Genomic DNA, 1,041 nt, shown 5'->3' on the forward strand with positions numbered 1-1,041 from the left:
GCATTTCTTTTTTTTCTTTAATATGACCAAAGAAATATAATAATTGATATTTAAGACATTTTTAAATAAACATGCTAAATACGCTGTGAAAGAAAAAATATTCTTCTAAGATCAAAACAAAATATTACTTTCATACCCCTCTGTAGAAAGCCAAGGGGGTGTTTTTTATTGTGTCATATTATGGAAAAAAATTATTAACGACGAGGTTTGAAAAAATTTTTTAGTACATGAGCACATTCATCAGCTAAAATTCCTCCTGTCCAAGAAATACGATGATTAAGCCGTGGTTCATTTAAAAGCTGAAAAACGCTTTTAACAGCACCACCACGTAAATTAAAAGCACCAAAAACGAGGCGATGAATCCTAGCATAAATCATCGCACCAAGGCACATTGCACAGGGTTCTAAAGTGACATAGAGAGTCGTACCAACTAATCGATAATTGCCAAGATTTTTAGCAGCCTCACGGATTAAAAGTAATTCTGCATGAGCTGTAGGGTCTATTAATCCAATAGGATTATTGAATCCTTTTCCAATAATTTCGTTATCTTTTACCAAAACTGCACCAACCGGTACCTCTTGATTTATTTCAGCTTGCTGCTTCGCCAAAAGAAGCGCTTGCTGGATATAAAATTTATCAATCATATAAGAATATTCTATAACGTTCTAAAAAAATCACTAGAATTACATCAATTAGGTCACTTCCTACTATTGGAAAAGTTAACTAAAACTAATTTTTTAAGGAGCCAAAGTTCAATAAGAATTGAGTATAACAAACTATAACATTTATAAAATAATTTAGATAGAAAACGACCAAATATTAAAAACTATTTTAAGAAGTATCTTTTTACATTTTCTATTTGACTTCTTTATCCAGTTGTCTTATTATGTCATTCATGGTTTCAACCATGATTTACAAATTAGTGAGTGGAAAAACATATTAACTCATGCAGCTCAAAAATTGAGAAATAATTAATTTTATTTTTTAATAAAATTTATTTTTCCAGAATACCCCAAACAATCTTTTGACATTTTCTAATCC

General features: G+C 29.9%; 1 protein-coding gene. It reads right to left on the bottom strand.

The features are described from left to right. Window positions 1-194: 194 nt before the first annotated feature. A complete protein-coding gene (gene tadA / locus CLERM_RS00495; RefSeq protein WP_102156669.1) occupies window positions 195-644 on the bottom strand; it encodes a tRNA adenosine(34) deaminase TadA in 450 nt (149 codons plus the stop codon). Between the last annotated feature and the right edge of the window lie 397 nt (window positions 645-1,041).

The organism is Coxiella-like endosymbiont (genome assembly GCF_002871095.1).
Classification (GTDB): domain Bacteria; phylum Pseudomonadota; class Gammaproteobacteria; order Coxiellales; family Coxiellaceae; genus Coxiella.

Coding starts and splice junctions, on each gene's coding strand:
- tadA (WP_102156669.1), bottom strand. CDS start 644: ATGATTGATAAATTTTATATCCAGCAAGCGCTTCTTTTGGCGAAGCAG.